Here is a 19,786-nt window from a genome sequence, read left to right as displayed (position 1 = left end):
AGCTAGTATGAGCGAAACGGCTACTACCAATAAAGAAACTCGTGGTTTTCAATCTGAAGTCAAACAGTTACTTCATCTTATGATTCACTCTCTTTATTCCAATAAAGAGATCTTCCTTCGCGAATTAATTTCAAATGCCTCTGATGCTGCGGATAAACTTCGTTTTCAAGCGTTGTCTAATGCCGATTTATATCAAGGTGATGCCAACTTAGGCGTTAAATTATCGTTTGATACCCAAGCGAATACGCTGACCATTTCAGATAACGGTATTGGTATGAGCCGCGAAGATGTCATTGAACATCTCGGTACGATTGCAAAATCCGGCACAGCGGAGTTTTTCTCTAAACTATCCCAAGATCAATCTAAAGACTCTCAGCTTATCGGTCAGTTTGGGGTGGGTTTTTACTCGGCCTTCATCGTCGCTGATGCGGTCACTGTAAGAACTCGCGCTGCGGGTTTACCTGCTAACGAAGCGGTTCAATGGTATTCACAAGGTGAAGGTGAATATACAGTAGAAAGCATTAATAAAGAGTCTCGTGGAACCGATATCATTTTGCACATGCGAGAGGAAGGCAAAGAGTTCCTTTCTGAATGGCGTCTGCGTGATGTGATTTCTAAATATTCAGACCACATTGGAATTCCAGTTTCTATCCAAACCAAGGTTCGTGATGACGAAGGTAATGAGACTGAAGAGACCCAGTGGGAACAAATCAACAAAGCACAGGCGTTGTGGACGCGTTCTAAGTCAGAAATCAGTGATGAAGAGTATCAAGAGTTCTATAAGCACGTTTCCCATGATTATGCTGACCCACTGGTGTGGAGCCATAACCGTGTAGAAGGTAAAAACGATTATACCAGCCTACTTTATATTCCAGCGAAAGCACCTTGGGATATGATGAATCGTGATCATAAATCAGGCTTGAAACTTTATGTTCAGCGTGTATTTATCATGGATGATGCTGCGCAATTTATGCCGTCCTACTTGCGCTTTGTTCGTGGTTTAATCGACTCAAACGATTTACCGCTTAATGTTTCACGCGAGATTTTACAAGATAACAAGGTGACTCAATCATTGCGTAATGCTTGTACCAAGCGTGTATTGACCATGCTTGAACGTATGGCGAGCAATGATGCTGATAAATATCAAACCTTCTGGAAAGAGTTTGGTTTGGTACTCAAAGAGGGGCCTGCAGAAGATTTTGCTAATAAAGAGAAGATCGCCAGCCTATTGCGCTTCGCCTCGACCGAGGTTGACTCAGCAGAGCAAACGGTTAGTTTAGCGGCTTATGTTGAACGGATGAAAGAGGGGCAGGATAAAATCTACTACCTCACCGCCGATAGCTATGCTGCGGCCAAAAATAGCCCACACCTAGAGCAGTTTAAAGCCAAAGGTATCGAAGTTATTTTAATGTTTGATCGCATTGATGAGTGGTTGATGAACTACCTCACTGAGTTTGATGGAAAAATGTTCCAATCCATCACCAAAGCAGGGCTAGATCTGAGCCAGTTCGAAGATGAAGCGGAAAAAGAGAAGCATAAAGAGACTGAAGAAGAGTTTAAATCGGTGGTTGAACGTACGAAGCAGTACCTTGGCGATCGTGTCAAAGAGGTTCGAACTACTTTTAAACTGGCAAGTACTCCAGCGGTTGTTGTGACCGACGATTATGAGATGGGTACGCAGATGGCAAAATTGCTTGCTGCGGCTGGTCAACCGGTACCAGAGGTGAAGTATATTTTGGAACTTAACCCTGAACATGCGTTAGTGAAACGGATGGCCGATGAAGCGGATGAACAAGTATTTGGTCGCTGGGTTGAAGTTTTACTAGGTCAAGCGACGCTCGCTGAGCGTGGTTCGATGGAAGATCCGTCACAATTCTTAACCGCAATTAATCAGCTTTTGACTAAGGTTGAATAGCTAACTGGCTAACAAAAAGCTCGCAACTGCGAGCTTTTTGCTTTGAATAGCGATTCTCTGCTGAGAACGAGCGATATTTTAGGCAAACTTGCAGCGAACATCCGGCCAAGATTATATTCTTTAGTCTTAATCTGGTTAGTCGCTTAAATTTGTATGTTAGAATGCATCGCTTGAATGCGATCGGTAAGCTGTGTATGTTGCTCGCCGAATTATTATTCACTCATCTCATTACCGTTATACCGAAACTTACCGTTGGTTTTAAGTCTCATCTGGTTGTGAGCTTCGGTATAAATCATAATTTTCTAAAGAGGATTAAACATGCGCATCATTCTTCTAGGTGCTCCCGGTGCAGGTAAAGGCACTCAAGCTCAATTCATCATGGAGAAGTACGGTATTCCACAAATCTCTACTGGTGATATGTTACGTGCTGCGATTAAAGCAGGCACTGAACTTGGCAAAAAAGCGAAATCAGTGATTGATGCTGGTCAACTCGTTTCTGATGAAATCATCCTTGGCTTAATCAAAGAACGCATTACCCAAGCCGATTGTGAAAAGGGCTTTTTACTCGATGGTTTTCCTCGCACGATTCCTCAAGCTGATGGCTTAAAAGCAATGGGCATTAATGTTGACTATGTGATTGAGTTTGATGTTGCCGATGACGTTATTGTTGAGCGTATGGCCGGACGTCGTGCTCACTTGGCTTCTGGTCGTACCTACCACGCCATTTACAACCCGCCAAAAGTGGAAGGTAAAGATGACGTAACAGGTGAAGATCTTGTCGTCCGTGATGATGACAAAGAAGAGACCGTTCGTGCTCGTTTAGGTGTTTACCACGAGCAAACAGCGCCACTGATCACTTACTACGGTAAAGAAGCACAAATGGGTAATACGAAATACCTAAAATTTGATGGCACTAAGCCAGTTGCTCAAGTTAGCGCTGATATTGAGAAAGCATTAGCATAATTGGCTCAGTATAGGCTTGTTAACTTTGTTATAGTGAAAGCGACCTAAAGGTCGCTTTTTTTATGAACTTTCCTGCCGCGAATTCGTACTCAATAATTAACAATGAAATGGATGAATGGAAGTAATGCAAAATAATCAAAAACAGGGTGTGCTATTGGTTAACTTGGGAACGCCGAGTGAACCGACGGCATCGGCAGTAAAACGATTTTTAAGCCAATTTTTACATGACCAACGTGTGGTTGATATGAGTCGTTGGATCTGGTGTCCATTATTACATGGTGTGATTCTTCCGCTGCGAGCCCCCAAGGTTGCTAAGTTATATCAATCTGTCTGGATGGAAGAAGGCTCTCCTTTGATGGTGTACTCTAAACGCCAAGTGCAAGCGTTAGAACAGTATCTCGGTACACCAGTGGAACTTGGTATGACCTATGGTTCACCAAGCCTTTTAGAGGGTATCAACACATTATTGGAGCGTGGTGTTGAAGAGATTGTGGTGCTGCCTCTGTACCCTCAATATTCTGGTACTACTACGGCTGCCGTGTTTGATGGCCTTGCCAAAGCGATGAAACGTATGCCTGTGACGCCCAATTTACGTTTTATTCGTGATTATCATAATCACCCTGCTTATATACGATCTTTGGCGAGTAAAGTCCGTGACTCTTGGCAACGTAACGGGCAAGGTGACTATTTGCTTTGTTCCTACCACGGTATCCCTAAGCGATACGCCGATAACGGTGATATCTACCCACAGCATTGCCAAAAAACCACAGAACTTTTGGCACAAGAACTTGGTTTGAATGCTGACCAAATCGGCCAGACCTATCAGTCTATTTTTGGACGTGAAGAGTGGCTACAGCCTTATACGGATAAAACATTAGAGGCTCTGCCAAGCCGCGGTATTAAAAAGTTGGATATCATCACTCCCGCCTTCTCGGTGGATTGTTTAGAAACCCTAGAAGAGATAGCTGAGCAAGGTAAAGAAACTTTTATTCACGCTGGTGGAGAATTGTTTACCTACATTGAGTGCCTAAATGATTCGGCAATGCATATAGAAATGATGGCTTCCTTAGTTAAGCGCTGATGAGTTGAATTCTTTTCTAGTACAAAAACGGTCACTATAGCGTGACCGTTTGTCATTATTATTCTTGAATTACTACTAGGTATATTTGAAGCTAAACCAACTGAGTTTGTTGCTCTTCAATTTCTTCAGCGTAGCTTGTCGCTCTTTCTGCACCGTGCATCCAACGGACGAGCGTGTTAGAGCACAACAGTAAAATGACGCCGCCAATGGTTGCTGTTACTGCAATACCGCTGAAGATAGCCATCGCACCAAGCTCTCCCACATGAGAACCTACATGGCCTGCTACATAATTCGCGATTGCGTTACAACCGAACCATGCTCCCATCATTAATGAAGCAAGGCGTAGTGGGGCTAGTTTAGTGACAAGCGATAGACCAATTGGTGATAGACACAGTTCACCCAAGGTATGGAAGAAGAAGGCACCGACAAGCCATAGCATTGATGTTTTTACGGTAGTGTCACCACCTTGCTCCATAACTGCACCAACCATGCATAGGAAGCCTAGGGCTAAGAAGAACATCGCTAATGCAAACTTCATTGGCGAGTTTGGTTCACGCTTACCTAATTTTACCCATAATACGGCTAATACAGGGGCAAGAGTAATAATGAAAAATGGATTTAACGATTGGAACCAAGCCGCAGGTATCTCAAAACCACCCATCATACGATCAGTGTATTGCTGTGTGTAAATGTTCATTAAACCACCAGCTTGTTCGAAACCCGCCCAGAAAACAATAGTAAACAAACTCATCACAAGGATAACTTTGATACGATCCACTTCTGCTTTCGTTAGTGGTTCTTTATTTGCTGATTTTTTCAGTTTTAGATCGCGCTTAGCTGCTGGTTCGCGGCCAATATTACCAAGCCATGATTGAGCCATTGCCATTTGCATCACAAGGCTGATCAGCATACCAATACCAGCGGCCACAAAACCGGCTTTCCAACCAAATGAGTTAGTAACTGAACCAGAGATCACACCAGCAAGTAGCGCACCTAAATTGATCCCCATGTAGAAGATGGTGAACGCGCCATCACGACGGTTATCACCTTCATTATATAGGTCACCAACCATTGTTGAGATATTGGGCTTAAATAGACCGTTACCACAGATAAGCAGTGCAAGGCCTAAATAGAAAGTGTGTAGAGAGCCAATACCTAGTGCATCTGCAGGCAGTGCCAGTGTAAATTGACCAATGGCCATTAACGCTCCACCCAATAAAATGGAACGTCGTTGCCCAAGATAGTTGTCTGCAAGGTAACCACCAATAAGCGGTGTGATGTAGACTAGCCCTGTATAGGTGCCGTAAAGATCGAGTGCATCTTTAGTCGACCAACCTAGACCGCCATTCATCGTTGCGTCTGTAAGATAAAGTACCAAAATGGCGCGCATCGCATAATACGAAAAACGCTCCCATAGCTCTGTGCCAAAAAGTAAAAATAGGCCCCTTGGGTGCCCAAAGTATTGATGTTGGTTTGTCATAAGAATTATTAGTATTTGAGATGAGAAAAATTGTGCTTTAGATATACATGGGCTTTTAGCGTATCGCAATGAGTAAAATCAGTATTTTATTCTGGCATTATTAACTAACTCATTGTTTTTGAAATGCATGTCTATCAATACTCAAAGTTTTGTTGCGTTATGAAAACTTATCTTTCATTACTGATTATTTGAATTTGCCTTGTTCGGACATTAAGGGTTTATTTTTGTGTTCAGTTTATTAGCCGTTTATTGAGGAGGAGGATGGTGTTAGGATTCAAGAAAAAGAAAAGCAGTAGCTAGGAATAAAATGAAACGTTGGTATTTGTTGTATTGTAAACGTGGCGATCAGAGGCGTGCTAAAGCACACCTTGAAAACCAAGGTGTCGAATGTTTCTACCCAGAAATTGAACTAGAGAGAATTCTTCGGGGTAAGCGGCAAGTTGTCAAAGAGCCACTTTTTCCCTCCTATATGTTCATTTACTTTGATTTTGAAATTGGCCCAACCTTTACTAGTGTGCGCTCTACTCGCGGTGTGGTTGATTTCATCCGATTTGGTTCACATCCGAAGGAGTTGGACAGTGATTTGATCGAGGAATTGAAGTTACTCGACCAGTTAAAATTACCGGTAGCATCGTTCAATATTCCAGAAAAAGGGCAGGTAGTTCGACTTAAGGGTGGGCAGTTCTCAGGAATTGATGCCATTTACCAAGAGCCCGATGGTGAGACGCGATCGATTATGCTGGTTAAAATGATCAGCCAAGTGATACCGATGAGCATTGATAATAAGCATTTAGAATTAGATTCGTGATTGACTCTCTACAGTAAGCTCTTTAGACAAATAAAAGGCGCATTTTGCGCCTTTTATTTGCTTTATTAGCCAGCGTTTTGGTTAGTACGCTTCATTATGCACCGCTTTGACAGCTCGGCCTGACGGGTCAATACAATTTTTAAAGGATTCATCCCACTCTATTGCTTTGGCGGAAGAACAAGCTACAGAAGGACCTCCAGGAACGCATTGTGCAGCAGACTCTAACGGGAACAGCTCTTCGAAGATCTCGCGGTAAACATACCCTTCTTTTGTCGCTGGAGTATTATATGGGAAGCGGTATTTTGCTGTTTCCATCTGTTGATCGGTAACTTTTTCTTCAGCAACACTCTTTAGTGTGTCAATCCAGCTATAGCCCACACCATCGGAAAATTGCTCTTTTTGACGCCAAGCAATCGAGGCTGGCAGATAATCTTCAAAGCACTCACGTAGAATGTGTTTTTCCATCTTGCCATTGCCACACATTTTGTCAGCAGGGTTAAGCCTCATTGCAACATCAATAAACTCTTTGTCTAGGAAAGGAACGCGTCCTTCCACTCCCCAAGCCGCTAAAGATTTATTAGCGCGAGCACAGTCAAACAAGTTCAACGCCAGCAGTTTACGCACAGTTTCTTCGTGGAATTCTTGCGCGTTTGGTGCTTTGTGGAAGTATAAGTAACCACCGAAGATCTCATCCGCTCCTTCGCCGGAAAGTACCATTTTGATACCCATAGCTTTGATTTTCCGCCCCATCAAATACATCGGAGTAGAGGCTCGAATTGTCGTCACGTCATACGTTTCAATATGGTAAATAACATCACGAATAGCATCTAAACCCTCTTGGATGGTATAAGTCATTTCGTGGTGTACAGTGCCAATTTTTTCAGCCACTTCACGAGCCGCTTTAAGGTCTGGAGCACCGTCTAAACCCACCGCAAAAGAGTGAAGCTGTGGCCACCATGCTTCTGATTGTTCATCATCTTCAATTCGCATTGCGGCGTAACGTTTCGCAATGGCTGACGTAATTGAAGAGTCCAATCCTCCAGAAAGCAAAACACCGTAAGGTACATCTGTCATCAGTTGGCGCTTAACGGCCGCTTCTAATGCTTGTTTTAGCTCTTCTTTACTGCTGCTATTGCCTTGGACTGCAGCATATTCATTCCAATCTCGAATATAGTAGCGTTGTGCACCTGCCTCTTTCGAGCTGTAGTAACTACCAGGAGGAAATTCACTGATAGTTTTGCAAATGCTTACCAAAGCTTTCATTTCGGATGCAATGTAGTAATTACCGTGTTCGTCATGGCCTTGGTAAAGAGGAATGATACCAATATGGTCACGCCCGATGAGGTACTCATCTTTTTCTTCATCATAGAGCACAAAGGCAAAGATACCGTTGAGTTCTTCAAGCAGCGCGGCACCCATGTCTGCATAAAGCGCTAATATCACTTCACAGTCAGAGTCGGTTTGAAAATCGTATTTGCCTTGGTAACGAGCACGAATTTCTTTGTGGTTATAAATCTCACCATTGACCGCTAATATGTGCTTTTTATTTGGGCTGTAAAGTGGTTGTGCGCCGCTGTTTAAACCGACAATAGAAAGGCGCTCATGAGCCAAGATTGCTTTTTCTGAAGCATAGATGCCAGACCAGTCAGGGCCGCGGTGACGCATTTTTTTAGACATCTCTAGCGCTATTGGGCGTAACGCTGTTGCATCACTTTTAATATCAAGAATGCCAAATATAGAACACATACAACTTCCTTTTGATGATTTTTAATCTGTTGGACCTAATTTGCCATTCTGGTTAAAAAAAGCAACCATATGGTGTCGTTAATATCACATAAGATGCATCTTGGTAAATGCCATTTAAATAATGGTCACTTTATATGAATTTTTTCTATTTGTTTTCTGTTTTTGAGCGATGGTGGGTAAATTATGCCCAACTAAGCTCTGGGGCCGTATTGAGTTGGGCATAGAAATGACAATGTTTTACCTAAAAATTGCGATGGCTTACCTAGACATTATTACGGTTTAGTAAAATTAGGTTGGAGTTGTTTACATACGTGACGGGCAAAACCGCTACCCGCTTCGCTATAGATGTTGAATGCCGCATCAACACCACTTTCCAATAGTGATTCCAATTGGTCTGGGTATTCGGCGATGGCTGCGATTTGTCCTTTAAAATTACGGTGTTGTAACTGCGATAGCGCGATTTGGTTACCCTGATGATGCGGCATAGCAAGTAGTACGAGTTTTACATTACCAGTGTCTAGAATACGCTCCCAAAAATCAGGGTCGGTTGCATCACCAGCAATAACATTGCGCCCTTGTGAGCGGTGATCATGAGCAACCTCTTCTCGGACTTCTATGCCTAAACTTATTTTGCCATAACGAGAGCGCAACTCATCATATGCACCGGTACCGATGCGGCCCATCCCTAATATGAGTACCTGAGCATGGCCTGGATTAATTAATTGATCTTTGGTGTTGAGTTTTTCAGCGGCATGTTCTTTGAGCCATTGCCGTGAATGTTGATAGAGTTCATGGCCTTTACGGCTTATTGGGGCTGCGATTACAAATGAAATGGATACCGCAATGGCCAGTGCGACCAATATATCACCCGACATCCATCCCATTTTGAAAGCAAGTCCTCCCACAATCAGCCCGAATTCACTGAAATTGAATAAAGACAAGGTGGCTAACAGTGAGGTTCTCACTCGGAATTTAAAGCGGTTGAGTACCCAAAAATAGAGGATACCTTTGATGGGAAGCAGCAGTAAGAGCAACAATGCGAGCGCAAACCCAGTCATTGTGGGTTGTTCTGATAGTCCAATGTTGAGGAAAAAGCAGACGAGAAACAGCTCTTTTAGATTAAAGAGTGATTTTGACAACTCAGATGCTTTGCGATGGCCTGCTAGCAGCATGCCTAAAATCAGAGCACCAAGATCGGGTTTCATCCCAACCAATTCAAATGATCCTGCTCCGACCACTAAGGCAAAAAATATACCAAACAGAACAAGCATTTCACCGTGACCAACCCAATCGAGCAGTTTGTAAAATAGTGGCCGCATAAAGGGTAGGATCAATAAAGTGGCAGCGTACCAATGAGGAAGTTTTCCTGTCGAGACGGTTAAAAATATGACAGCAAAGATATCTTGCATCACAAGAATACCGATGGCGATAGTGGCGTATGTCGCGTTCATTTCTCCTTTCTCTTGCAGTGATTTCACCGCAAAAACAGTACTGGAGAATGACAAAGCAAAACCAAGCAGAACTAATTGTTCAATTGACATCGAGGCCAGAGAGCTAACCCCTAAATATTTGAATATCAATAAAGCAATGCTGAAAATCCCTGTCGAAAGGAGGTTATGAACCGTGGCACCAGCCCAAATCTCTCTCGCAAGTAAGGTTTTAATCTCTAGCTTAAGTCCAATTGTGAACAGCAATAAGGTAACCCCTAGATCGGCTAGGGTCAGGATGGTATCGCTGCTGTGGTAGCCAGCAGCATTAAGGCCAAACCCAGCAACTAAAAAGCCAACCAACGGAGGTAAATTGCATTTCAAGGCAATAAACCCTGCGAAAAAAGCCGTTGAAATTAGGATAAGTTCCATAAATTCCTTTAGTAATGCTTTGGTTTAAAAATAATGTTTTGGTTGTAAAAAAGGCTGTGTCATGACGACACAGCCTTTTATTATAATTCAATCGGTTGCTTAATCGCCAAGTAATTTTTGAAGTAAAACACCATTTAACATTGCCCGTTTAATCATAGCAAATGCACCTATGGTTGGTTGTTTATCAATCTGCGACGCGACTATGGGTAAATTGGTGTGGAAAGTTTTGAGTGATTGATTCTCTACATTTCGTTGAATCGCGGGGAATACGATCTCTTGAGCGGCTGTAATTTGACCTGCAATTACCACTTTTTGTGGGTTAAACAAGTTGATGGTCATCGCAATGGCTTTACCGAGTTGATTACCCACTCGAATTAAGCTCTGTTTTGCTAGCTCATCACCGAGATTGGCGTGCTCACATACATCATTGATGGTAATGCTCTCTATATTCGCTAGGCTAGATTCATAGCCCTGAGCAATCAGTTTTTTAACACGAGATATAATAGCCGGGTTTGCGGCTACCGTTTCTAAACAGCCGAAATTTCCGCATTGACACTGTTCGCCGAGTGGGTCGATTTGGATATGACCAATTTCACCCACGTTACGGTTATAGCCTAGGAATACTTGACCATTGACGATAATGCCAGCCCCAGTTCCTCGGTGAACGCTGACTAGGATAGAGTCTTGACAGTCTTTGCTGGCACCAAAATAATGTTCGGCAAGCGCCATACCGCGTACGTCGTTGCCAACAAAACATTCAACATGAAAATTATCACGAATGATGTCACCTAAAGCGAGTGCATCAATAGCAATGTTGGGCATGTATTCTACGACACCCGTTTCTGGGTTGACTAAGCCGGGTAGGGCAATACCAATGGCAATGAACTGTTCGATTCGCTCTTGCTGTTGTTTGATAAAGGTATTGAGGTGGAAAAGGAGTCCCTCAATTAATTGTGTTTGGTGAGAATAGTGAAACTCGTGATAGTCCGACGCGAGTTCTTTGCCCCCTAAATTATACAGGCTGAGCTGAATGTAATCTCGGCCTAAACGTACGGCGACAGAGTGAAAAGGGGCGACTTCGGTTGTTAAGGAGATGGCTCTACGTCCGCCAGTAGAGGCTTGTTGTGCGACCTCTTTAATGAGGCCGCGTTCTAGAAGTTGGCGGGTTATTTTTGTAACACTTGCTGGAGCAAGTTGGCTCACATCGGCAACTTGAATACGAGATATCGGACCTTGTAGGTCGATCAATCGGTACACTGCTGCGCTGTTGAGTTGTTTGACTAAATCTACGTTACCTATTTGTCCGCCATTCATTATCAATTGTGCTCGTATTGTCCGTTAACAACCGTCGCCTGAACATTGAAGTCTCTATCAAATGCAGTGAGGTTCGCCACCATGCCTTTTTTTACTCGGCCTAGTTTGTGATCCACACCAATTGCTTTTGCCGGATACAGAGTTGCCATCCGCAGAGCTTCGTCCAATGCGATACCAACGTGCTCAACAGTGTTTTGCACTGCCTCAATCATAGTGAGTGCTGAGCCGCCCAGTGTGCCGTTTTCATCAACACACTTACCATCACGGTAATATACTTTCTTACCGACAAAAATAAAGTAATCCATGTTAGCGCCTGCAGGAGCTGTGGCATCGGTCACTAATACAAGCTTTTCGCCTTTGATTTTGTGAGCAATTCTGATGTTAGCATAATCAACATGAAAGCCATCAGCAATAATGCCAGCATAAACTTCTGGGGTGTCATAAATTGCACCAACGACACCGGGTTCACGTCCAACCATCGGCGTCATGGCATTAAATAAGTGTGTGGCAAAGGTGATGCCTGATTCAAAGCTTTTACGTGCTTCAGTATAAGTTGCGTTAGTGTGACCAATTGATACCACAATGCCAGCTTTCACCAAACGTTCAATGTGTTCTGGATTGTTGTGCTCTGGCGCCAATGTCACTTTAGCAATCACATCGCTATTTTCACACATAGTGGCGATCATGTTGTCATCTGAAGGGCGGATGAAATCCACACTGTGAATGCCCTTTTTCATCACATTAAGATATGGCCCTTCAAGGTGTAAACCCAGTGATTGGTTTTTATATTGAGAGTGATATTCACGTGCGGCAGAAATCGCTTTGCGCATGTCTTCGTCTGAAGAGGTGATTAACGTTGGCAAAAAGCTTGTGCATCCTGATTTTAGGTTGGCTTTATGCATGATCTGCATCGTAGTCGCGGTTACTTCATCATTCAGCATCACACCGCCACAACCATTCAATTGCAGGTCGATAAAGCCTGGGCTTAGGTTTGCACCATTTAAATCTTGTATCGCTATATCTTGTGGTAAATCCGCAATAGGACAGACCGCTTCAATCAACTCGTTGTTGATAATCACAGCATGGTCAACTAGCACATCACTGCCAGTGTAGATTTTACAGTTAGTTAGTGCGTACATAATCATCAAATCCTTATCTATCAATATTTTATAAATTTGGCGAGGCGACGAAATGAAAGGTGGAATGTGCCAGTACGGTGCTTTCTTTTCTTACTTCAATTAGGTCGCGAATTATCTTGCTAGCAAACAGCCAATGCTGGATGACATTAAAATTAAGTGCTCGTTTTGACTGGGTTATTTGATGGTTATAGTTTGCATTTTATACGAAAAAAGCCAGTCGGGGTTGTTTAGCTTACATGCTATTCGACGATGAAACAGGCAAATATTATCGCCTAATTTCCATTTTTTTTAATTGTAAAATAAGTTTTATGATCTCGCTAGCAAAAACCTTGGTATTTGGCAGATTGTGGTGATTATGATCACAAATGATAAGGTTTTAATTTGCGGAGCAAAATTAATATCATAAACTGAGTTTGACTAAATTGAGCGACTAAAATAAGTGGCTCAACCAAATACAAAAAATCCTAAATCCTATAGGGGGAACTTAAGGTGAATATTCTTGGATACTTTCAAAAAGTAGGCAAGGCGTTGATGGTACCAGTTGCCACATTGCCAGCTGCCGCGATACTAATGGGTATTGGTTATTGGATCGACCCAAATGGGTGGGGTTCAAACAGTGCCTTGGCTGCATTCCTGATTAAAGCAGGTGCTGCAATCATTGATAACATGTCTGTACTGTTTGCTGTTGGTGTGGCTTACGGTATGTCTAAAGATAAAGACGGTGCTGCTGCATTGTCGGGTTTTGTTGGTTTCTTAGTCGTGACGACTTTGCTTTCTCCAGGAGCCGTTGCACAGATCCAAGGTATTGATCCAAGCGCAGTTCCTGCTGCTTTTGGTAAAATCAACAATCAGTTTGTTGGTATTTTAGTGGGTATCGTTTCTGCTGAAATCTACAATCGCTTCTCTACTGTAGAACTGCATAAAGCATTAGCCTTCTTCTCTGGCAAACGTCTAGTACCTATTTTGACGTCGTTTGCTGGTATTTTTATCGCCTTCGTTCTGATGTATGTATGGCCGCATGTTTATGGTGGTCTAGTATCGTTTGGTGAATCGATTCAAGGTCTAGGTTCTGCGGGTGCAGGTATCTATGCGTTCTTTAACCGCTTGCTAATCCCTGTTGGTCTTCATCACGCACTGAACTCAGTATTCTGGTTTGACGTTGCGGGTATTAACGACATTCCTAACTTCTTAGGTGGTGCAAAATCTATCGCTGAGGGTACTGGTATCCCAGGTGTAACGGGTATGTACCAAGCAGGCTTCTTCCCTATTATGATGTTCGGTCTACCTGGTGCGGCATTGGCTATTTACCACACATCTACAGCGAAGAATAAAGAGAAAGTTGCTTCTATTATGATTGCAGCTGGTTTTGCTTCATTCTTTACCGGTGTAACTGAACCTCTAGAATTCTCGTTCATGTTCCTTGCTCCTGCACTATATGTACTGCATGCAGCATTGACGGGTCTATCAGTATTCATTGCTGCTTCAATGCAGTGGATTGCGGGTTTCGGTTTCTCTGCAGGCCTTGTGGATATGGTATTGTCATCACGTAACCCACTGGCGGTTAATTGGTACATGCTAATAGTTCAAGGTATTGTGTTCTTTGCTCTCTACTATGTGATTTTCCGTACCGTTATTTTGAAATTTGGCCTTAAAACACCAGGTCGCGAAGATGACGACAGCGATAGCAAAGTATCAGGCGCGAAAGAGTCTTCTGAGCTCGCTAAACAATACCTTAAAGCTCTAGGCGGTCACAGCAACCTATCTAACATCGATGCTTGTATCACTCGCTTACGTTTATCTGTCAATGACATGAGTATTATCGACGAGAAAACATTAAAAGCATTGGGTGCCATGGGTGTGGTGAAACTGGGTACTAATAACCTACAAGTTATCTTAGGCCCTCTTGCTGAAATCGTTGCTGGTGAGATGAAGTCTATCAATGCAAACGAAGATCTTTCTAGCGTGAAACTTCCTTAGTCTTAATCGCAACGGATGATTAGGTTATTTTAAAGCCTCTGCTTTATGCAGAGGTTTTTCTTATTCATCAAATGAGCGCTATTCAAATTTAAGGCTGCCCACAACGGTAGCTTTTGCCTATTTCTTACGCCCTTTACCTGAAATTTTGCTTAGCCTAGCCAGACAAAAGGCAATGTCTTGAAATAATCGCAGGAAATGCCTACTTTTTATTGTGCAAGAGCGGATAATTGTGGATCATTAGCGACAAACTTTCTGTTTCTGCAAGCATTGCTGCTCTTACATACAGAAAAATCTTCTGACGATACTAAATAATTTTGAGGTGCTATAGATGAGTGAAGCTGAGGCTCGTCCATCGAATTTTATTCGCCAAATCATTGATAAAGATTTAGCGGATGGCAAACACACAAGTGTGCATACTCGTTTTCCGCCCGAGCCAAATGGTTACCTGCACATCGGTCATGCTAAATCTATCTGCTTAAACTTTGGTATTGCTCAGGACTATCAGGGACAGTGTAATTTACGTTTTGACGATACAAACCCTGAAAAAGAAGATATGGAGTACGTTGAGTCAATCAAAGCCGACGTGAAATGGCTCGGCTTCCAATGGTCTGGTGATGTTTGTTATTCGTCAGATTATTTTGACAAATTATACCAATACGCGGTTGAGTTGATCCAAAAAGGTCTGGCTTATGTTGAAGAGCTCAGTCCAGAAGAGATCCGTGAATATCGAGGTACATTGACTCAAGCAGGTAAGCCAAGTCCGTACCGCGATCGCAGCATTGAAGAAAACCTAGCGCTATTTGAGAAAATGCGCGCTGGTGGTTTCGAAGAAGGCAAAGCGTGCCTACGTGCCAAGATTGACATGGCGTCATCCTTTATGGTGATGCGCGATCCAGTGCTTTACCGTGTTCGTTTCGCAGAGCATCACCAAACGGGTAACAAATGGTGCATTTATCCAATGTACGATTTTACCCACTGTATCTCGGATGCCTTGGAAGGGATCACGCACTCAATTTGTACCCTAGAGTTTCAAGATAACCGCCGTCTGTACGATTGGGTGTTGGAAAATATCACGATTGATTGTCGACCACATCAGTATGAGTTTAGCCGTTTAAACCTTGAATACACGGTAATGTCTAAGCGTAAACTAAACCAGCTGGTTACGGAAAAATTAGTGGATGGTTGGGATGACCCACGTATGCCGACGATTTCAGGTTTACGCCGCCGTGGATTCACACCAGCATCGATTCGTGAGTTTTGCAAACGCATAGGTGTGACAAAACAGGAAAATATGATCGAATTCAGTTCGTTAGAGTCTTGTATCCGTGAAGACTTAAACGAACATGCCCCTCGCGCCATGGCGGTTCTTGACCCTGTAAAAGTGGTGATAGAAAACTTTGAGGCGGGTAAAATCGAGACGTTAACGCTGGCAAATCATCCAAACAAGCCTGAAATGGGCGAGCGCGAAGTTCCATTTACTCGCGAATTGTGGATTGAACGTGAAGATTTCCGTGAAGAAGGCAACAAGAAATACAAACGTTTAGTCTTAGGCAAAGAAGTTCGCTTACGCGGCGCTTACGTAATAAAAGCAGAGCGCATTGAAAAAGATGCACAAGGCAATATTACGACAATATTCTGCACTTACGATATGGATACTCTGGGTAAAAACCCGGCTGATGGACGCAAAGTAAAAGGTGTTATTCATTGGGTATCAGCCGATAAAGCCTTGCCAGCTGAAATTCGTTTGTACGATCGCCTATTTACCGTTCCCAACCCAGCGGCGGCTGACAACTTTGCCGAAACCATCAACCCAGATTCATTGGTTAAAATTAATGGTTTTGTAGAGCCTAGTTTGGCTGCTGCGGGCGCAGAACAAGGTTATCAGTTTGAGCGTATGGGCTATTTCTGTGCTGACTCGAAAGATTCTAAACCAGAAGCGTTGGTTTTTAACCGCACCGTGGGTCTACGTGACACTTGGGCAAAAATAGACGCAGAGTAAGCTTAAGTACTATTTAAAAAGGTCAGCCAATGCTGGCCTTTCTTTTTATTATGGTACTGTTTTTGTCTGAGCAAGCTCACTTAGCGGGGAAAAATGTGTGAGATTCCTGCGATTATCGTAGTCGTGACACATTTTTTACCTTGCGTCCTATAGTTTTGCTAGCGTTATCCGATATATTAAACAGATCATCGTATTTATTTATTCCAAGCACATAGCTGAGCCTTATATGCGTCAAATTTTTCAGCGTCTACTGTTGCCGATAGCAATGGTTGCCGTGACTCAGACTTCTATCGTTAGTGCCGAGAGCATTCGCCTGGTTGGGCCGAATGGTGAGATCCAGTCTTCTCCTCAATTTTCAGAAAATCTCACTCAAACTCGTAATCTTCAGCAGGCTAATAGCCAACCATCGACGTTTTTTGGGCCAACCTTAGACAGCGACACTTTGTGGTCTATTGCCACTCGGCTACGCCCATCGAATAACGTCACTGTACAACAAACCCTGCTGGCCATTTATCGGCTAAACCCTCAGGCGTTCGAAAATCAAAATATTCACAGTTTGATCCCAGGTAGCAACTTACGTGTTCCATCATTGGCACAGGTAAATAGTGCGCTCACCCAAGAAGCGGTCAATATCATGGCCGCGCATCAAGCCAAATTGAATGCTAATACGGCGCAGCCAACAGCGCCTGTTACTGCTGCTTCTACAGCTTTGCCTGAAAAAACAATTGCCTCTACTGCCGCTCAACCAGTTGTTGAAAAGACGAAGAGTGAACCTGTACTAAAAGATATTGGCACACAAGTTGCGAAATCTGATACTGAATTACTGGCGCTTGAAGAGAAAAATCATAAGTTACGTTTGATGCTGGCAGATGTTCAATCTGAAGTCGATGCACTCAAAGGAGAACTCGGTGACGAAAACCGCATTCGCTCTGAAGTTGAAAAGCTACTTGATGAAGAACGTAGAAAAGCATTAGAGGCGCAAAAGCTTGCACCAAGTGCACTTGATCAACTGCTTTCCAACTCTTGGCTGGTCGCCGCTCTCGCCCTTATTCCTGGTCTGTTAATTGGTTTACTGGTTGTGATGTTGCTTGGCCGCCGATCCAAGCCAACGGAGCAGCCTGTTGTCACTCAAGGTAATCAAGAGCCCATAACGCCAATGGCTGCTGGCAGCCTTGAAGATATTGACGATGATTTAATGCTGGATGATGACTTGTTTGGTGAGTCTGATGATAGTGAGAAGTTATTTGGTGATGACATCTCACTGGATGATGAAATCGATGACAATGCTGAGCAAGAATCGGACATTTTTGCCGATTTAGACGATACAGATTTAGACTTCAACCTCGAAGGTGAAGATGGCGAAGACCCATTTGCGAGTATCGGCGATGATGGTGATCTTGCTGCGGATTTAGAAGATTTGACCGCTAGCAGTAACGGCATCAGTGTTGGTGCTGACGAAAAAGCTGTCGGTCTCGATGAGATGGCGCGAGCTTTAGACGAAGCGTTATTAGATGAAGATGACGGCGAAACAGAATTTGATTTATCCGATGATGATGATTCCATCTCTGAAGACGACATTGACGCGTTATTGGCTGGAGATGAGAAAGCTGAAGATCTCGGAAGCGATACTTTAGATCAATCGCTACTTGACGATTTGTTTGCCGCCAATAGTGATGACGATCATCATGATAGTTTTGACTTTGATTCATTATTGGATGAGTCCGAAGATGATTTCAACTTGGATTCAGAAGAGCCCGAGCTAGCAAAAACCGGCGGTAACTTCGATTTAAAAGAAGCAGAGCTAGCGTCGGATAGTGAACTTGATGATCTATTCGCAACGATTGAAGCGCAATCTGACCTCACCTCAATAGAAACTGATTCCTCCACTGAAACAGCGCTGTTGGATGAATTATTAGAAGAGCAAGATGAAGACGTCCTAGCAATTGATAGCGACAGTGTCGAACTGCTCGATGAGCTACTCGGTGATGATAAAGAGAGCGAGACAGACTTATCGGAAAGCACCGACTTACTTGAAGAACTTGTGCAGCCCGATAAAGACATCGCTTCGAGCGAAGAAGATATTGATGATGTTGACTTCACTGGTGATCAAACTCTGTATGAGTTATTGGGTGAAGAAGCTACGGAATCCGACATTGAAACCGAGCTGGATGAGAATAGTACAGAGCTATTGGACGAACTATTTACTGACAATGGTTCTGAATCACTTGAGTTTGAAAAGGCAGACCAAGAGCAAGAAGGTGCTGAAGATAAGGATAGTCTCGCTGAAGAAGATGGTACGGCATTATTTGAAGAGTTGCTGGAAATCGAGCAGCATGCTCAGAATATCGAAGAGACCGAACAGAAAAATAGCGAGTTGTTGGATAATGAAAACGATAGCGTTGAAGATTCCGAGTTTAACAGCGACATCTTCATTGACGATCTGCTAAGTGCCGCTCCTGAAAAAGATCCTCTACTGGATGATGAACAGATGGGAGTGGTTGATGGCGACATCGATGAAGAATTTATCGACGACTCATTTGATTTTAACCCAGAAATTGAAGGGGCAAGTTATCCGGATCTGAAGCCGAATGAGGAGCAACCTCTAGGCAGCTCGACATCCCCGGAAAAAATAGAACCCGCACAGGTTAGCAAACCAGAAGTCAGCCCTAACGAATTTGGAGTTCCACAAGATGAAGACTGGGACATTGGTGAACTAGAAGACGAAGAACCAAGCCAAGCTGATGTTGAGCCGCTTCAAACCAATTCAGCAGAATCATCGGCAAAGGACCATGTTGATGATCTCCACGATGACAAGTTAGTGGAGTTCGAAGAAGAAGATCTCCTTGCTTCCTTTAATGAGCCATCGCTAGAAGAACAGTCACAGAGCGAGCTTTCCGAAGTCCAACTGCCAGAGCCGTCAGAAGAAGACGCGCTGGCGGATGCGATAGCCGAGCCTCAAGAGGCGGCGTCAGAGCCTGTTGCTCAAGAAAGTTTTGAAGCGATTGACGAGCAAGCCTTGCCTGAATTCAGTGAAGAAGATGCACTTGCTTCAATTAACGAGCCTCCTCTAGAAGAAGAAAAGGAAGACGAGAGCGACCTTACGGATCTTGAGCTGCCAGAGTACACAGAAGAAGACGCGCTAGCGGATGCGATAGCTGAGCCTCAAGAAGCGGCGTCAGAGCCTGTTGCTCAAGAAAGTTTTGAAGCGATTGACGAGCAAGCCTTACCTGAATTTAGTGAAGAAGATGCACTTGCTTCAATCAACGAGCCTCCTCTAGAAGAAAAAGAAGACGAGAGCGACCTTACGGATCTTGAGCTGCCAGAGTACACAGAAGAAGACGCGCTGGTGGATGCGATAGCCGAGCCTCAAGAAGCAGCGTCAGAGCCTGTTGCTCAAGAAAGTTGTGAAGCGATTGACGAGCAAGCCTTACCTGAATTTAGTGAAGAAGATGCACTTGCTTCAATTAGTGAGCCTTCTCTAGAAGAAAAGGAAGACGAGAGCGAC

At 43.5% G+C, this 19,786-nt stretch carries 12 protein-coding genes; 7 read left to right on the top strand and 5 right to left on the bottom strand.

Going from position 1 to position 19,786, the window contains the following annotated elements; genetic code table 11:
* Window positions 1-7: 7 nt before the first annotated feature.
* The 3 genes from htpG (at window position 8) to hemH (ending at window position 3,959) form a co-directional block, all read left to right on the top strand.
* Entirely contained in the window at window positions 8-1,915 is a 1,908-nt protein-coding gene (gene htpG / locus AACR75_RS07975) for a molecular chaperone HtpG (protein WP_013857307.1), read from the top strand.
* Window positions 1,916-2,233: 318 nt separating this feature from the next.
* Window positions 2,234-2,878, top strand: a complete 645-nt coding sequence (adk, locus tag AACR75_RS07970; RefSeq protein ID WP_013857306.1) for an adenylate kinase — start codon at window positions 2,234-2,236, stop codon at window positions 2,876-2,878.
* A 115-nt stretch (window positions 2,879-2,993) separates the two neighbouring features.
* Window positions 2,994-3,959 carry a ferrochelatase gene (gene hemH, locus AACR75_RS07965; RefSeq protein ID WP_081989757.1) on the top strand — a complete coding sequence of 322 codons (966 nt, stop codon included), beginning with the start codon at window positions 2,994-2,996 and terminating at the stop codon, window positions 3,957-3,959.
* A gap of 91 nt (window positions 3,960-4,050) precedes the next feature.
* Here the strand turns inward: hemH and AACR75_RS07960 are convergent, their stop codons facing one another.
* Window positions 4,051-5,439, bottom strand: a complete 1,389-nt coding sequence (locus AACR75_RS07960; RefSeq protein ID WP_047689585.1) for a peptide MFS transporter — start codon at window positions 5,437-5,439, stop codon at window positions 4,051-4,053.
* Window positions 5,440-5,746: 307 nt separating this feature from the next.
* On the opposite strand from AACR75_RS07960, the gene rfaH reads away from it, so the two are divergent.
* Window positions 5,747-6,247 carry a transcription/translation regulatory transformer protein RfaH gene (rfaH, locus tag AACR75_RS07955; protein ID WP_013857303.1) on the top strand — a complete coding sequence of 167 codons (501 nt, stop codon included), beginning with the start codon at window positions 5,747-5,749 and terminating at the stop codon, window positions 6,245-6,247.
* Window positions 6,248-6,328: 81 nt separating this feature from the next.
* On the opposite strand, the gene asnB is transcribed toward rfaH, so the two are convergent.
* From asnB to nagA, 4 genes are all read right to left on the bottom strand, one after another.
* The gene (asnB, locus tag AACR75_RS07950) at window positions 6,329-7,993 is read right to left on the bottom strand and encodes an asparagine synthase B (protein ID WP_017045499.1); all 1,665 of its coding nucleotides are present in this window, start codon (window positions 7,991-7,993) and stop codon (window positions 6,329-6,331) included.
* Between the two features lie 272 nt (window positions 7,994-8,265).
* Window positions 8,266-9,852: a cation:proton antiporter family protein gene (locus AACR75_RS07945; RefSeq protein WP_017045500.1), complete on the bottom strand. Its 1,587-nt coding sequence runs from the start codon at window positions 9,850-9,852 to the stop codon at window positions 8,266-8,268.
* A gap of 99 nt (window positions 9,853-9,951) precedes the next feature.
* Entirely contained in the window at window positions 9,952-11,166 is a 1,215-nt protein-coding gene (gene nagC / locus AACR75_RS07940) for a DNA-binding transcriptional regulator NagC (RefSeq protein ID WP_026028126.1), read from the bottom strand.
* A 2-nt stretch (window positions 11,167-11,168) separates the two neighbouring features.
* A complete protein-coding gene (nagA, locus tag AACR75_RS07935) occupies window positions 11,169-12,305 on the bottom strand; it encodes an N-acetylglucosamine-6-phosphate deacetylase (RefSeq protein WP_047689583.1) in 1,137 nt (378 codons plus the stop codon).
* Between the two features lie 489 nt (window positions 12,306-12,794).
* On the opposite strand from nagA, the gene nagE reads away from it, so the two are divergent.
* The 3 genes from nagE to AACR75_RS07920 all read left to right on the top strand — a co-directional run.
* The gene (gene nagE / locus AACR75_RS07930) at window positions 12,795-14,282 is read left to right on the top strand and encodes an N-acetylglucosamine-specific PTS transporter subunit IIBC (protein ID WP_013857296.1); all 1,488 of its coding nucleotides are present in this window, start codon (window positions 12,795-12,797) and stop codon (window positions 14,280-14,282) included.
* A gap of 328 nt (window positions 14,283-14,610) precedes the next feature.
* Complete coding sequence (gene glnS / locus AACR75_RS07925) at window positions 14,611-16,281, top strand: glutamine--tRNA ligase (protein ID WP_047689580.1); 1,671 nt, start codon at window positions 14,611-14,613, stop codon at window positions 16,279-16,281.
* 226 nt (window positions 16,282-16,507) lie between these two features.
* A partial coding sequence (locus AACR75_RS07920; RefSeq protein ID WP_047689578.1) for a FimV/HubP family polar landmark protein occupies window positions 16,508-19,786 on the top strand: 3,279 nt, incomplete at its 3' end.

It is taken from the genome of Vibrio sp. ZOR0018 (assembly GCF_963865925.1).
Lineage (GTDB): Bacteria > Pseudomonadota > Gammaproteobacteria > Enterobacterales > Vibrionaceae > Vibrio > Vibrio anguillarum.
This window is presented reverse-complemented; position numbering and strand designations above follow the sequence as displayed.

Excerpts from the sequence above, each read along its gene's own strand:
- htpG (WP_013857307.1), top strand. The coding sequence starts at position 8 with ATGAGCGAAACGGCTACTACCAATAAAGAAACTCGTGGTTTTCAATCT.
- adk (WP_013857306.1), top strand. The coding sequence starts at position 2,234 with ATGCGCATCATTCTTCTAGGTGCTCCCGGTGCAGGTAAAGGCACTCAA.
- hemH (WP_081989757.1), top strand. The coding sequence starts at position 2,994 with ATGGAAGTAATGCAAAATAATCAAAAACAGGGTGTGCTATTGGTTAAC.
- AACR75_RS07960 (WP_047689585.1), bottom strand. The coding sequence starts at position 5,439 with ATGACAAACCAACATCAATACTTTGGGCACCCAAGGGGCCTATTTTTA.
- rfaH (WP_013857303.1), top strand. The coding sequence starts at position 5,747 with ATGAAACGTTGGTATTTGTTGTATTGTAAACGTGGCGATCAGAGGCGT.
- asnB (WP_017045499.1), bottom strand. The coding sequence starts at position 7,993 with ATGTGTTCTATATTTGGCATTCTTGATATTAAAAGTGATGCAACAGCG.
- AACR75_RS07945 (WP_017045500.1), bottom strand. The coding sequence starts at position 9,852 with ATGGAACTTATCCTAATTTCAACGGCTTTTTTCGCAGGGTTTATTGCC.
- nagC (WP_026028126.1), bottom strand. The coding sequence starts at position 11,166 with ATGAATGGCGGACAAATAGGTAACGTAGATTTAGTCAAACAACTCAAC.
- nagA (WP_047689583.1), bottom strand. The coding sequence starts at position 12,305 with ATGTACGCACTAACTAACTGTAAAATCTACACTGGCAGTGATGTGCTA.
- glnS (WP_047689580.1), top strand. The coding sequence starts at position 14,611 with ATGAGTGAAGCTGAGGCTCGTCCATCGAATTTTATTCGCCAAATCATT.